6 protein-coding genes and 2 CRISPR repeat arrays (1 of these 8 running past the window's edge) are annotated in these 14,384 nt (G+C 70.5%); of the genes, 4 read left to right on the top strand and 2 right to left on the bottom strand.

What is annotated here, in order from left to right:
* A CRISPR array of direct repeats spans nucleotides 1–352; the repeat unit is 37 nt; unit sequence GCTGCGCCCGGTTCCCGGACCGGGCGAGGATCGCAAC (it extends 1,111 nt beyond the left edge of the window).
* 110 nt (nucleotides 353–462) lie between these two features.
* Nucleotides 463–796: a CRISPR direct-repeat array (repeat unit 37 nt; unit sequence GCTGCGCCCGGTTCCCGGACCGGGCGAGGATCGCAAC).
* Between the two features lie 280 nt (nucleotides 797–1,076).
* Entirely contained in the window at nucleotides 1,077–3,230 is a 2,154-nt protein-coding gene (locus OG792_RS30200; RefSeq protein WP_329104616.1) for an acyltransferase family protein, read from the top strand.
* Between the two features lie 9 nt (nucleotides 3,231–3,239).
* Here the strand turns inward: OG792_RS30200 and OG792_RS30195 are convergent, their stop codons facing one another.
* Nucleotides 3,240–4,793, bottom strand: a complete 1,554-nt coding sequence (locus tag OG792_RS30195; RefSeq protein ID WP_329104615.1) for an acetolactate synthase large subunit — start codon at nucleotides 4,791–4,793, stop codon at nucleotides 3,240–3,242.
* Between the two features lie 198 nt (nucleotides 4,794–4,991).
* Here OG792_RS30195 and OG792_RS30190 point away from each other — a divergent pair, with 198 nt between their 5' ends.
* The 3 genes from OG792_RS30190 (at nucleotide 4,992) to OG792_RS30180 (ending at nucleotide 12,702) form a co-directional block, all read left to right on the top strand.
* Nucleotides 4,992–6,905: a glycerophosphodiester phosphodiesterase gene (locus tag OG792_RS30190; RefSeq protein WP_329104613.1), complete on the top strand. Its 1,914-nt coding sequence runs from the start codon at nucleotides 4,992–4,994 to the stop codon at nucleotides 6,903–6,905.
* A gap of 294 nt (nucleotides 6,906–7,199) precedes the next feature.
* Nucleotides 7,200–11,582 carry an ExeM/NucH family extracellular endonuclease gene (locus OG792_RS30185; RefSeq protein WP_329104611.1) on the top strand — a complete coding sequence of 1,461 codons (4,383 nt, stop codon included), beginning with the start codon at nucleotides 7,200–7,202 and terminating at the stop codon, nucleotides 11,580–11,582.
* Nucleotides 11,583–11,790: 208 nt separating this feature from the next.
* Complete coding sequence (locus tag OG792_RS30180) at nucleotides 11,791–12,702, top strand: NADP-dependent oxidoreductase (protein WP_329104609.1); 912 nt, start codon at nucleotides 11,791–11,793, stop codon at nucleotides 12,700–12,702.
* Between the two features lie 132 nt (nucleotides 12,703–12,834).
* On the opposite strand, the gene OG792_RS30175 is transcribed toward OG792_RS30180, so the two are convergent.
* Complete coding sequence (locus tag OG792_RS30175) at nucleotides 12,835–14,358, bottom strand: outer membrane protein assembly factor BamB family protein (protein ID WP_329104608.1); 1,524 nt, start codon at nucleotides 14,356–14,358, stop codon at nucleotides 12,835–12,837.
* Nucleotides 14,359–14,384 lie beyond the last annotated feature (26 nt).

Genomic DNA, 14,384 nt, shown 5'->3' with positions numbered 1-14,384 from the left:
CCTTACCGACGGCTGCGCCCGGTTCCCGGACCGGGCGAGGATCGCAACAGCGATCGAGGCAGTCAGCAGGAGCGGGTGACCGCCCCGCTGCGCCCGGTTCCCGGACCGGGCGAGGATCGCAACCTGGTGCGGGAGTTCGGCTACACGGTCGGTGCGGCACCGCTGCGCCCGGTTCCCGGACCGGGCGAGGATCGCAACTCCGGTGGTCGGAGCGAAGGACTTCCGGAAGCGTTCGCGCGCTGCGCCCGGTTCCCGGACCGGGCGAGGATCGCAACGCAGCCGAGCACGAACCGAATCGACGGACGACGCTCGTCCGCTGCGCCCGGTTCCCGGACCGGGCGAGGATCGCAACCACTCGCGCGGCTCCACCACGTCGAGGCTGTACGAGTGCTGCGCCCGGTTCCCGGACGGGCGAGGATCGCAACGTCCAGAACCATCGTCAGTTGCGGATCGAGCCGGCCGCGCTGCGCCCGGTTCCCGGACCAGGCGAGGATCGCAACGACAGGTTTTTCGAACCACCCGTTTACATTGGCGATCGAGCTGCGCCCGGTCCCCGGACCAGGCGAGGATCGCAACGTCGCGCAGCCGACGATGTTCATGTTCCTCTTCACGAGGCTGCGCCCGGTTTTCGGACCGGGCGAGGATCGCAACCAGTACGAGTCCTGGCAAGAGGAAGGCTGGTCCTAGCTGCGCCCGGTTCCCGGACCGGGCGAGGATCGCAACCGCAGGACGAGGTCGGCCTGTGGACGAGGGCCAACCGCTGCGCCTGGTTTCCGGACCGGGCGAGGATCGCAACGCCTACTACCACGCGCACCGCCCGGAAGGGATGGATGTGGCTGTGCCCGGTCTTCGGACCGGGCGCGGATCACGCCGGACCTTTTCGGGGCGGCTGTATTGCCAGCCACAGCCGGAAACATGAAACCTCGGTCATTGTCCATAATGAGCTGACCAGGGGTTATTGACTACTAACATGCCCCTGAAACCCGTTGTACCCGTTACCGAGCCTCCTGGGTCGTCCCCTCCGCGCCCAGGTTCCGTCGCCGGCACCGGGGCGGGGCCTGGAGGGGTAAGCCGATATGACACGACTGGACAGTCGACCGGAGACGAATACCGACATCCGGGCCGGCTATCGCGGTGACATCGAGGGACTGCGTGCGCTGGCGGTCGTACTCGTGCTGTTGTCGCACGCGGGCCTGGACTTTCTGCCCGGCGGCTTCGTCGGTGTGGACGTCTTCTTTGTCATTTCCGGGTTTCTGATCACCGGGCTGCTGGTCGCGGAGCTGGAACGTACCGGCAAGATCTCGCTGGTCGGCTTCTACGCCCGGCGGGCGAAGCGGCTGTTGCCCGCCGCCGGTCTGGTGCTCGGCACGTCGCTGCTGCTGGCGCTGTTCTTCCTGCCGAAAACCCGCTGGGCGGACACCGGCTGGGACGTGGTCGCCAGCGGGCTCTACGCGATGAACTGGCGGCTGGCCGAGCAGGCGGTCGACTACCTCGCCGTAGGGGACGCGCCGAGCATTCTCCAGCACTACTGGTCGCTCGCGGTCGAGGAGCAGTTCTACCTGGTCTGGCCGCTGCTGCTGATCGTCGTCGGCTGGTCGGGCTGGAGCCGGCGCCGCGCCAGCAAGGGCGACAACCTCGGCCGTACGGGCGTCAGTCGGCGTCGCTGGCTCCTGCTCGCCCTGGCCCTGATCGCGGTCCCGTCATTCGCCTGGTCGATCCATTTGACCCAGTCTGACCCGTCCCGCGCCTACTTTGTCACCACCACCCGGATGTGGGAGCTGGCCCTCGGCGGTGGCCTGGCCCTGCTCAGTTTCCGGCTGTCCCGGCTGCCCCGACCGGTCGCCGCCGCCCTCGGCTGGGCCGGGCTCGCGGCAATCGCCGTCTCCGCAGTGTGGATCACGCCGAGCATGGCGTTCCCCGGTTACCTCGCGCTGCTGCCGACGCTCGGCGCCGCCGCCGTGATCGCCGCCGGCACCGCCGGCCGTGCCGGCCCCGAACTGCTGCTCGGCCTGCGTCCCGTACGCGCGGTCGGCGCCCTCTCATATTCGCTCTACCTGTGGCACTGGCCGCTGCTGATTGCCGCGCAGGCCCGGTTCGGTGAGCTGAGTGTGAGCGCCGGACTGGCGGTCGTCCTGTTCTCCGCGCTGCCGGCAGCCGCGACGTACCACTACCTCGAAAACCCGGTACGCCGGTCGAAGCGGCTGACGTTCTATCCCGTACGGGCGTTGCGGTTGGGGTTGTTCTTCACCGCCGTACCGGTGCTGGCCGGGTTGTTGTTCCAGTTCGCCGTCTGGCCGCCGCCGCGCCAGTTGGCGGCGAGTGACACGGTCCCGTGGACAGGTGCCTCCGCGCCGGCGCCGGTCGGGCCGCCGGGCGCGGCGATCCTCGGTGACACGCCCCGGACCAGCAGGGACGGGGTGCCGGTGGACCGGGTGGACAGCATCGTCCCGGATCCGCTGGCCGCCAAGGATGACCTGCCGGACGTCTACCGGCACAAATGTTTTTCCGAGGGGAGCAAGACCGCGATTGTGAACTGTGTCTACGGCGACCGGGAGGCCGATTTTACGGTGGCGGTCGTCGGGGACTCGCACGCCGGCAACTGGATCCCGGCGTTGCAGGCGGTTGCCACCGAGCGGAAATGGCGGCTGGTGACGTACCTGAAGCAGTCCTGCCCGTTCCTCGACCTGGAGATTTCGGTGTTGGCGCGGGCGACGCCGGCCTGTGCCGAGTGGAACCGGAGCGTACGCGCGGAGCTGACCGGTGCGGCCCGGCCCGACCTGCTGTTGACCAGTGGCGCCTACTACGTGCCGATCCGCGACGACACCCTGCTCAACGGCGCCGCCGGGTACGACGCCACGGTCGAGGCGATGCGCCGGACCTGGACGGCGATGACCGACGCCGGGGTCCGTACGGTGGTGCTGCGCGACACCCCGCACCTGAACGTACGGGTTGCCGAGTGCGTGTCGGCGAACCGGACGAGGCTCAGCAAGTGTGCCGCGTCGCGGGAGTTGGCGGTGGACCGGAGCGCCGGTCCGGCCCAGGTGGAAGCGGTGCGGGGGTTGTCCGGGGTGCGGCTGGTCGACCTGACCGACGCTATCTGCCCGGCCGACCGGTGTGCGCCGGTGATCGGCGGGGTGCTGGTCTACCGGGACAGCAGCCACCTGACCGCGAGTTACGCCCGCAGTCTCACCCCACGGCTGGGCGCCGAACTCGACGCTCTGCTGAACTGAGAAGCCTCGTCAGGCGACCGGTGGGAAGATCGCCTCGATCACGTGTGGGCCGGGTTCGCGCAGCGCGCGGGAGAACTGTTCGGCGAGTTCCTCGGCGGTGGTGGCCCGGCTGGCCGGGACCCCGAAGCCCTCGGCGAGTTTGACGTAGTCGATGGTCGGCCCGGTGAGGTCGAAGAGGCTGTTGGACTCCGGGTCGACGTCCGTGCCGACCAGGTGCTGCCACTCCTCGCGCAGGATGGCGTAGGAGCGGTTGGTCAGGACCACGTTGGTGATGTCCAGGTTTTCCCGCGCCTGGGTCCAGAGCGCGGAGAGGGTGTAGACCGCGCAGCCGTCGCCCTCCAGGGTGACCACTGGGCGATCCGGTGCGGCGATGGCGGCGCCGATCGCCAGTGGCATCCCCTCGCCCATCGCGCCGCCGCACTGGGTCAGCACGTCGTGCCGGGGTGCGCCGACGGTCGCGGCGGCCAGCGCGCCTCGGGAGCTGATCGTCTCGTCGACGACGATCGCCCGTTCGGGCAGCAGCGCGCCGATCACCTCGGCCCAGTTGGTGGCGGTGAGCGGGCCGGTGGGCAGCGGCGGCCGGGCCGATCCGGGCAGCTCGGGTTCGCTGGCCGGATCGAGCAGGTCGGCGAGGGCGGTCAGCGCGGCGACGGCGTCCTGACCGACCTCGGCCAGGATCTGGGTGTTCGCGCCCGGCGGCACCAGGCAGCTCGGCTTGCCGGGGTAGGCGAAGAACGACACCGGCACCTTCGTGCCCGCGACGATCACCTGCTCGACCCCGTCGAGCTGCGCCGCGACCTGCTCCGGATAGGACGCCAACCGCTCGAACGACGGCACCCCGGCCCCGTGCTCCAGCCTCGGTGTGTACGTCTCCAGCAGCACTTTAACCCCGGTGCTGGCGGCGATCCGGCCGGCGGCGCGCAGCCCCGCCTCCCGTCCGGCCGGTCCGCCGACGACCAGCACGGCGCGTTCGCCGCCGCGCAGCACCGTGCAGATCCGGTTGATCACCGCCGGGTCGACGGTCGGCACCGGCCGCGCCGGCACCGGCTCACCGACCAAACCACCGTCGCTCCAGGAGACGTCCGCCGGCATGATCAGCGTGGCGATCTGTCCCGGCGATTCGAGCGCCTCGGCGTACGCGGACGCGGCGTCGGGACCGGCGCCGGCCGGGTTCTCGGGGCGCCGGACCGGGCCGCGAAGGGTCCCGGCGACGGCGGCGATGTCCGACTCCAGCGGTGGGTCCTGCACCCGGTGCCGGCTGGGGTGGTCGCCGACGATGTTGACCATCGGCGAGTTGGCCCGGCGGGTGTTGTGCAGGTTCGCCATCCCGTGTCCGAGACCGGGTCCCAGGTGCAGCAGGGTCGCGGCCGGTCGGCCGGCCATCCGGGCGTACCCGTCGGCGGCGCCGGTGACGACACCCTCGAACAGCCCGAGTACGGGCCGTACCTCGGGGACCGTGTCCAGTGCCCGGACCAGGTGCAGTTCGGTGGTGCCGGGGTTGGCGAAGCAGACCTCGATCCCCGACCCGGCGAGCGTACGCAGGACCGCCTCCGCACCGTTCATGATGCCCACCTCCGGTGCTCGTCCGGGTAGCCCCTCCAACGGACACTATCGGCCGGGGGACCGTTACGGGCGGACATCGAACCAGCGGCGATACCCACCGGGTACGGGATCGGGGTGGCGGGGTCTACACGCGGCGTTCCGGCGGCGGCCACTCCTTATTGATCATGACTTCGGCTGCGCTTCGTAGCGTCCATGATCATGACTGTCCTTCCTGCATCATCACCGTTGCGCGGTGCCGCGACGGGGCTCGCCGGTACGCGTACCCGTGCCGTTGCCCTGCTCGCGGTGCTCGCCGTCACCGGCGGTGCCCTCGTGGTCGGCACCGCCTCGACGCCGGCCGCGGCCGAACCGGGCGACGTCGTCGTCTCGGAGAACTTCTCCTCGGGGTCCCTGCCCGCCGGCTGGCGCGTGGTCGACGGCGCCTGGAAGGTGGAGAACGGCCGGCTGTACGGCACCTCCGCCAGCTCGGCCGACAACAACAAGATCACCTTTGGTCGGCACCTGAACGACTTCCGGTTCGAGGCCACCATGCGCTTCGAAACGGTCTCCGCCGCCACCCGCTGGGCCTCACTCGGCCTCGACGTCCCGGCCGACGGCGCCACCCCGTGGTGGATCGCCACCATGCGCAGCGGCACCAACGCCGCCAACGGGCTCGAATTCGCCCAGCGGACCACCGCGAACACCTGGGTCGTCCCGAACACCGCCGCCGCCCCGTACGCGGCCGGCACCGGTCGGGACATCCGGGTCGCGGTCGAGGTGCACGGCAACCAGGCCCGCTGGATCTTCGACGGACGGGAAGCGATGCGCACCAACAGCCTGGTCCGTTCCGCCGACGGTGGGCAGGCACTTTTCGTCAACGGCGCCACCGTCTCGTACGACGACGTCACCGTGACCGAGCTGCCGCCCAACGGCTACATCCGCCCCGAGGGCAGCCCGTTCACGGTCATCGCCCACCGGGGCGCGTCGGCCGCCGCGCCGGAGAACACCCTGGTCGCCCAAGAGATCGCCCGCAAGGGCGGGGCCGACTGGATCGAGAACGACGTCCAGCCGAGCAAGGACGGGATTCCGTTCATCCTGCACGACGGCACCGTCGACCGGACCACCGACGGCACCGGCAACATCCGGGACCTGACCGCCGCCCAGATCAAGGCGCTGGACGCCGGCTCCTGGTTCGGCCCGCAGTACGTCGGCGAGCGGGTGCCGACCCTCGCCGAGCAGCTCGCCGACCTGCGTACGCGCGGCGGCAGCCTGCTGCTGGAGATCAAGGGCAGGCACACGCTGGACGAGGTCGCCACGATCGTCAAGGTGATCCGGGACGAGCAGATGACCAGCCGGGTCTTCGTCCAGAGCTTCGAGGTCGACGCGCTGAGGTACACCTACCAGCTCGCCCCCGAACTCCCGCTCGGCCTGCTGCGCACCAGCCTCGACGCCGACCCGGTGGCGATCTCGAAGGAACTGCACCTGACCGCGTACAACCCGGACGGCAACGTGCTGCTCGCCAAGCCGGAGATCATCGCCCCGCTGCACGCCGCCGGGGTCGCCGTGATGGCGTGGACGATGGACTCCGCCGGCCTGTGGCAGCGGCTGGAGCGCATCGGCACCGACGCGATCATCACCAACCGGACGGCCGAACTGGTCGGCTGGAACTCCGCGTTCATGCAGCGGGCCTCCGGTGACCCGACCGTCGAGATCACCTCGCCGGTCGACGGTGCGCGGCTCGACCGGGCGCAGTCGCCGGTGATCGCGGTGGCCGCGACCAACGCCGACACCGTGACCGTCACCGTCGACGGCAAGAAGTCGGCCGCCGGCCGCAAGCTCGACCTCGCCAAGCTGACCGCCGGCCGGCACACCATCGGCACCGAGGTCACCGGGCCCGAGGGCACCGCGACCGCGACCAGCACCTTCACCGTGACGGTGAGCCAGGCCGGTCTCGGCTACCTCATCCTCACCTCGGCCGCCGACCCGGCCGCGATCGGCACGATGACCGCCAAGCTGGTCGACGGCAGGTACGCCGAACTCGCCGCCTACGCCGACCGGCAGGCCGGCAAGCTCGTCCCGGCCGAGGTGGCCAGCGTGATCGCCGCCGACGCCCGCACCCTCGCCCTGCGGTAGTCCACCGGCCACCAGCCCCCGTCCCCGTCCCCGTCGCCTTCCTCCGGGCGACGGGGACGGTTCGTGAACGGGGGAGTGGACCGGGTTGTCAACATGAACAGCAGGACAACCCGTACGTCACCATTTGCGCCGGGCGTTATGCGAGTGACGGATCGGACCGACCGGATAGCCCCTTTTTCGCAGGCCGGCGACGCCAAAAATTTACATCGTTCCGTACACCCGTCAGTTCATGTAACGACACTGTTTCCGCATATGCTCCAGCGCGTCTACCCCCCTTTACGGAGGCTTAGTTTGATGCGCCGGAACAGACGCACGCGCTCACTGAACGCGCTGGGCGTACTCCTCACCACTGGTGCGCTCGGCCTGGCCAGTGGCACCGCCGCGGTGGCCGCCGAGCCGACGGCGACCCCGTTCATCAGCGAAATCCACTACGACAACGCCGGCACCGACTCCGGCGAGGCGATCGAGATCGAGGCCGCCGCCGGGTTCGACCTGGCCGGCTGGCAGATCGTCCTCTACAACGGCAACAACGGAGCCGTCTACAACACCCGTACGCTCAGCGGCGTCGTCCCGGCCGCCGGCGTGGTGGTCGCGACCTACCCGGTCGACGGCCTCCAGAACGGCTCGCCCGACGGGATCGCGCTGGTCGCCCCCGGTGGCACCGTCGCCGAGTACCTCACCTACGAGGGCACCTTCGCCGCCGTCGGCGGCCCCGCGAACGGTCTGACCGGCACCGACATCGGCGTGTCCGAGGGATCTACCAGCCCGGTCGGTTTCTCGCTGCAAAAGGTCGGCGGCGCGTGGCAGGCCGCGGCCGCGAACACCTTCGGCGTACGCAACGCCGGTGGCGACCCGGACCCCGACCCCGATCCCGACCCGGTCGGCTGCACGGTCACCGTCACCAACACGATCGCCCAGGTCCAGGGCACCGGTGACGCCACCCCGCTGGCCGGCACCCGGGTCACCGTCGAGGGTGTGGTGACCGGTGACTACCGCACCGGCGGCTACAACGGCGTCTCGGTGCAGACCGCCGGCACCGGTGGCGGCGCACCGGCCGCCGGCACCGCCTCCGACGGCATCTTCGTCTACCTGACCAGCAACGCCGCCAACCACCCGGCGGTCGCGATCGGCGACCGGATCCGGGTCAGCGGCACCGCCAGCGAGTTCAACGGGCTCACCCAGCTCAGCATCGCCGCCAAGGCCGACGTGCAGGTCTGCGAGCAGGGTGCGGCGCTGCCGACCCCGGCCGCGTTCAGCCTGCCGCTCGACCCGGCCGGCCGCGAGTCGGTCGAGTCGATGCTGGTCGCCCCGGTCGGCCCGTACGCGGTCTCCGAGGTCTACAACACCAACCGGTACGGCGAGGTCGTGCTCACCGCCGGTGAATACCCCGCCGCGATCCCGACCGACCTGGCCCGCCCCGGCACCGAGGACGCCCAGGCGGTCGCCGCATGGAACAAGTCCGCCCGGCTGCTGATCGACGACGGTCGTACCACCAACCTGTCGACCGACAACACCCTGCCGCCGTACTTCTCGCCGACCAGCCCGCTGCGCGTGGGTGACCAGGTCGAGGCGTTCGGCCCGACGGTGCTGTCGTACGGCTTCAACGAGTGGCGGCTCCAGCCGACCACCCCGGTCGCCGCCAGCACCCCGCCGGCCGGTCGCACCACCTTCAAGTCGACCAACCCGCGTACGGCGGCACCGGAGAACGTCGGCGGCGACATCCGCCTGGCGAGCTTCAACGTGCTGAACTACTTCGTCCACTTCGGTGGCGATGCGCGCGGCGCCGTGGACGAGGCCGGCCTGTTGAAGCAGGAGGCGAAGATCGTCTCGGCGATCAACGCGCTCGGCGCCGACGTGGTCGGGCTGGAGGAGATCGAGAACTCGGTACGGTTCAACACCGCCGACCCGCAGCAGGCGCTCAAGCGGCTGGTCGCCGCCCTGAACACCGCCGCCGGTGCGGGCACCTGGGACTACGTCCGTACGCCGGCGCAGTTGCCGCCCGCGACCGCGCAGGACTTCATCACCACGGCCATCATCTTCAAGCCGGCCAAGGTGACGCCGAAGGGCGAGTCCCGCTCGGTCAACGACGAGAGCGTCTGGTTCAACGCGCGTGAGCCGATCGCGCAGAGCTTCACCTCCGGTGGGGTCACCTTCACCGTCGTCGTCAACCACCTGAAGTCCAAGAGCGCCTCGGACTCGGCGACCGGCGACAACGCCGACGCCGGGGACGGCCAGGGCCAGTTCAACGGTGACCGGGTCCGCCAGGCGCGGGCGCTGGTCACCTTCGTGGAGCAGTTGAAGACCGACAGTGGCAGCGACGACGTGCTGCTGCTCGGCGACTTCAACTCCTACACCCTTGAGGACCCGATGCAGGTCCTCTACGACAACCAGTACTCGTACCTGAACCGCACCCACGAGGCGAGCTACGTCTTCGGTGGCGAGTCCGGCTCGCTGGACCACGCCATCGCGTCGCCGTCGCTGGCCGCGCGGGTCACCGGCATCGACGTGTGGCAGATCAACTCGCACGAGTCGTTCGCCTTCCAGTACGACGGCCACCCGGCGTTCTACGCGCCGAACCCGTACCGGGCCAGCGACCACAACCCGATCGTCGTCGGCCTGGACACCACCCCGGCCGGTCCGATCGAACTGCAACTGCTGGGCATCAACGACTTCCACGGTCGGCTCGAATCGCCCGGCAACGCGCCGGACGGCCGACCGGTCGGCGGCGCCGCCCAGCTCGCCGGACTGGTCAACCAGTTGCGTGAGCAGAACCCGAACACCGTGTTCGTGTCGGCCGGCGACAACATCGGCGCGTCGACGTTCATCTCGGCCATCGACGGGGACAACCCGACCCTGGACGCGCTGAACCTGATGGGCCTGGACGCCGCCTCGGTCGGCAACCACGAGTTCGACAAGGGCTTCGCCGACCTCGCCGGCCGGGTCAACGACCGGGCCGACTTCCCGTACCTGGGTGCGAACGTGTACCGGGGCAACGAGCGGGCCCTGCCCGCGTACGAGGTCAAGACGGTCGGCGGCGTACGCGTCGGCATCATCGGTGTCGTCACCGAGCAGACCGCGTCGCTGGTCAACCCGGACGGGATCGCCGGCATCACGTTCAGGTCGCCGGTTCCGGAGGCCGAGGCGGTCGCCGCCGAGCTGAAGGACGGCAACCCGGCCAACGGTGAGGCCGACGTCGTGGTCCTCGTCGCGCACGAGGGTGCGGCACTGGAGAACATCGCCACCCCGGAGGCGCTCGCCGCCGACCCGGTGTTCGGTGCCTTCGTCCGGGCCAGCGCGAACATCGACGCCATCGTCAGCGGGCACACCCACCAGCCGTACGCCTTCGAGATGCCGATCCCCGGCACGGACCGGCTCCGGCCGGTCGTCGAGGCCCAGGAGTACGGCCGCAAGCTCGCCCAGGTGAAGCTGAGCATCGACCCGACGACGAAGGCGATCACCGCCTCCGACGCCGGCCTGCTCGACGTCGTCGGCGCACCGGCCGACCCGGCGATCGCCCAGCTCGTGGCGACCGCCAAGGCCAACGCCGACGTGCTCGGCCAGCAGCCGCTCGGCTCGATCACGGCCGACATCCGCCGGGCCACCACCAACGGCCTGGAGGATCGGAGCAAGGAGTCGGCGCTCGGCAACTTCATCGCCGACGTGCAGCTCGACGGCACCAAGGACGCCGGCCGGGGTGGCGCGCAGATCGCGCTGATGAACCCGGGCGGCCTCCGCGCCGACCTGGTGTACGGCACCGACGGGGTGGTCACCTACTCCGAGGCGTTCTCGGTCCAGCCGTTCTCGAACGACGTGGTGACCAAGACGTACACCGGTGCCGAGATCAAGCAGGCGCTGGAGCAGCAGTGGCAGCCGGCGGGCGCGTCCCGTCCGCTGCTCTGGCTCGGTGTCTCGAAGGGGTTCAGCTACACCTACCTCCCGACTGCGGCACAGGGCTCGCGGATCACGTCGATGAAGCTCAACGGCGTGGCGATCAACCCGACGGCCAGCTACCGGGTGACGGTGAACTCCTTCCTGGCGGCGGGTGGGGACAACTTCCTCGCCCTGGCCGGCGGCATCAACCGGGTCACCACCGGTGACAACGACCTGACCATGCTGACCGACTACCTCGCCGCGAACTCGCCGGTGACCGCCGACGCGGCGCCGCGATCGGCGATCGGCCAGCCCGGCCCGCAGTGCACCACGACGATCACCGGCCGCTACAGCCGGCCGCTGACCGTCACCGCGGGCCTGACCTGCCTGGATGGCGCCACCATCTCCGGCCCGGTCACGGTTGCCGCCGGCGCGTCGCTGATCAGCACCAACAGCACCATCTCCGGTCCGGTCACGGCCAACCGCCCGGTGCTGTTCACCCTCACCGGCACCACGATCTCTGGTCCGGTGACGGTGACCGGCGCGACCGGCGCGGTGCTGATCGAGAAGGGCCGGATCAGCGGCCCGGTCACGGCGACCAACAACACCGGCGGGGTACGCCTCGACATGCTCACCATCGCCGGCCCGGTCACCGTGACCGGCAACTCCGGCAGCCAGCCGGTGCTGGTGGCGGCGAACGCGGTCAACGGTCCGCTCTCCTGCTCGGGCAACACGCCCGCGCCGGGCAACGACGGCCGGCCGAACAACGTACGCGGTCCGGCGAGCGGGCAGTGCGCCCGGCTCTGACCTGACGACGTACTGAAGAAGTAGTGCCCGGCCCGGTCCGGGGTCGCCTTTGACGGCGGCCCCGGGCCGGGTCTTTTTCGGTGTGTGTCGGCCCCCGGATCCGGCCCGGTCGGGCAGGATTCTCGCCACGGGGCGGTGTAAGTGCCGACCCGCGTACCGCCACCGGCGGCGCCGGTGATCAGCGACGATCTGACGAGGGAGTTCCGACATGAAGGCCGTTCAGTTCGGCGAGTACGGAGACCCGGACGTGCTGTACGTGGCCGAGGTGCCGGAACCGCACGCCGGAGCGGGTCAGATCCGGGTGGTGGTCCGGGCGATCGGGGTCAACCCGTGGGAGTGGAAGGTCCGCAGCGGCGCCCTGCGGGAGTTCATGCCGCTGACCCTGCCCAGCATTCCGGGCAGCGAGGTGGCCGGTGTGGTCGACGAGATCGGCGACGGGATCACCGGGGTCTCGGTCGGCGACGAGGTGTTCGGCTTCGCCACCCGCGACGCGTACGCCGAGTACGCCGTGATGGCACAGGACATGTTCGCCCACAAGCCGCCCGCGCTGCCCTGGCCGGAGGCGGCGGCGCTGCCGACGGCGGCCGAGACGGCGCTGCGCGCCCTGGACGCGCTCGGGGTCACCGGAGGGCAGACCGTGCTGGTCAACGGTGCCGCCGGCGGCGTCGGACTGGCCGCTGTCCAGTTCGCCGCACTGCGCGGGGCAACCGTGATCGGCACCGCCAGCGAGCCCAACCACGACTTCCTCCGCTCGCTCGGCATCGCCCCGGTCACTTACGGCGAGGGCCTGGTCGAGCGCGTACGCGAGATCGCCCCGACCGGTCTGGATCGGGCGCTGGACGTGGCCGGCAAGGGCGGCCTGCCCGACCTGATCGAGCTGGCCCACGGCACCGACAACGTGCTCACCATCGCCGACCCCGACGCCGAGAAGTACGGCGTCCGCTGCTCAAGCGGTCGCAGCAAGAACCCGTTCCCCGCCCTGGACCAGGTGGCCCGCCTGATCGAACAGGACGCCTTCACCCTCCCCGTAGCCGAAACCTTTCCCCTGGCCCAAGCCCCCACCGCCCACCGCCGAAGCCAGTCCGCCCACTTCCGAGGCAAACTAATCCTCCTCCCCTGACCCGCTCCGCTCCGCGATCTAGGGCGTATGGGGGTGATTAGAGATCAACAAGCCACCATATGCCCTAGATCGCGGGCGGAGAGGGCGCGGGGAGGGGGAGGGGAGGGGGAGGGGGAGGGGAGGGGAGGGGGGTCAGGGGGTGAGGGCGTGGAAGGCGCCGGCGCGGGTGGCGACGTAGATGTGGCCGTGCCAGACGGCGGGGGTGGACTCGATGCAGCCGCCGAGTTTGAGCTGCCAGAGGGGCTTCGGCAGGGTGGTGGTGTCGGTGATGTCGTAGGCGTGCAGGACACCGGCGCAGTCGCCGATCAGCAGGACGTCGTCGACCACCACCGGGGATTGCCAGGTCGGTCCGGGCAGGTCGAACCGCCAGCGGACCGTACCGGTGGTCCGGTCGACGCCGAGCACCTCGCCACCGTTGGTGTCGAAGATGGCCACGTCCCGGTGCAGGGCCGGGGTGCCCCAGACCCCGGCGGGCCGGCTGTCGGTGTCGGATACCCGCCAGACCAGCGGGTTTCCCGCACGCCGGGGATCGAGCTTGACCATCTGGCCGACCTCACGGGAGCGGGCGGTACCGCGCTCGTACTCGGCGCCGACGTAGAGCGCGCCGTCGGCGTCGACCACCACCGTGGCGTCGGTGTCGTCACCCATCCAGAACCGGAACACCCGTTTCGGCGTACGGCCCTCCTTCAGGCCGCCGATGTCCCAGCCCTGCACCAGGCCGCCGGAGTTGGCGAAGTAGACGGTGTCGCCGTACACCGCGACCGAACTCTCGATCGACACCATGTTGTCGCCGACGTCGCGGAGCAGTTGCGCGTCCCAGCCGGGGGCGTGGAACACCAGTTTCGGCGCGACCGTCACCTTCCCGTCCGGGCCGTAGCCCCGGTTGAGCTTCACAATGTGGAACTGGCTGTTCTCGCCGCCCTCGAACAGGTAGTCGTCGATGACGATGGCCGAACCGTCCCAGTCGTCGTTCCACAATGTCGGTGAGACCGCCTTGGCGGACAGTTTCCACAGCTCGGTGGGCTTGTCGCGGTCGATCGCGAGGATCCGGTAGTAGTTGTCCCGGGAACCGGTGTAGACCAGCGGGAAGCCGTCCGGGTCGACCGTGACCGAGCCCTTGATGATGTCGCCGGTGGGGAAGTCGGGCAGCAGCCGCTCGCCGGTCACCGCGTCGAGAAAGTGCACTTTGCGGTCGTACGCGCCGAACACCACCCAGGTGCGGCCGGCTCGTTCGAACACGGCCGGTTGACCGGTCCAACCGGATCCGCACCACTGCCGGGTGCCCTTGTCGTCGGTGGACTCGGCGCAGAGTCCGCCGCTGCGGGGAAACGTCCACGCCTGCCGGGGGGCGGTGCGCGGCAGCGGCCCGGTTCCGTACCAGGTTCGGGTCGGATTGCCACGGAAGGTGAGCAGGCCGGGGACCTTCCCGCCGTACGGCTGGCCCACCCCGGCCGGGTCCGACCACCGGGTGTCGGGCGCGGCGGCCGAGGTGGGCGCGGTCGGCCCGCCCGTCACCGCCCGCGACCCGGTCACCCAGGACGGACCGGTACGCTCCGGCGCGTCCCCCCGGCCACACGAGCCCCCGGCCAGGAGCAGCCCGAGTACGACGAACGCCGCGCAGAGGCGGCTCGGGCGCCGATCATGGGATGGGCTCATCGGGTCAGTCTGCCCACCGTCCCGCC

The organism is Micromonospora sp. NBC_01699 (genome assembly GCF_036250065.1).
Classification (GTDB): Bacteria; Actinomycetota; Actinomycetes; order Mycobacteriales; family Micromonosporaceae; genus Micromonospora_G.
The sequence above is the reverse complement of the archived record's forward strand: the minus strand, read 5'-3'. Positions and strand labels throughout refer to the sequence as shown.

Bases quoted from the DNA above. Each gene is read 5' to 3' on its own strand.
- OG792_RS30200 (WP_329104616.1), top strand. From the start codon at position 1,077: ATGACACGACTGGACAGTCGACCGGAGACGAATACCGACATCCGGGCC.
- OG792_RS30195 (WP_329104615.1), bottom strand. From the start codon at position 4,793: ATGAACGGTGCGGAGGCGGTCCTGCGTACGCTCGCCGGGTCGGGGATC.
- OG792_RS30190 (WP_329104613.1), top strand. From the start codon at position 4,992: ATGACTGTCCTTCCTGCATCATCACCGTTGCGCGGTGCCGCGACGGGG.
- OG792_RS30185 (WP_329104611.1), top strand. From the start codon at position 7,200: ATGCGCCGGAACAGACGCACGCGCTCACTGAACGCGCTGGGCGTACTC.
- OG792_RS30180 (WP_329104609.1), top strand. From the start codon at position 11,791: ATGAAGGCCGTTCAGTTCGGCGAGTACGGAGACCCGGACGTGCTGTAC.
- OG792_RS30175 (WP_329104608.1), bottom strand. From the start codon at position 14,358: ATGAGCCCATCCCATGATCGGCGCCCGAGCCGCCTCTGCGCGGCGTTC.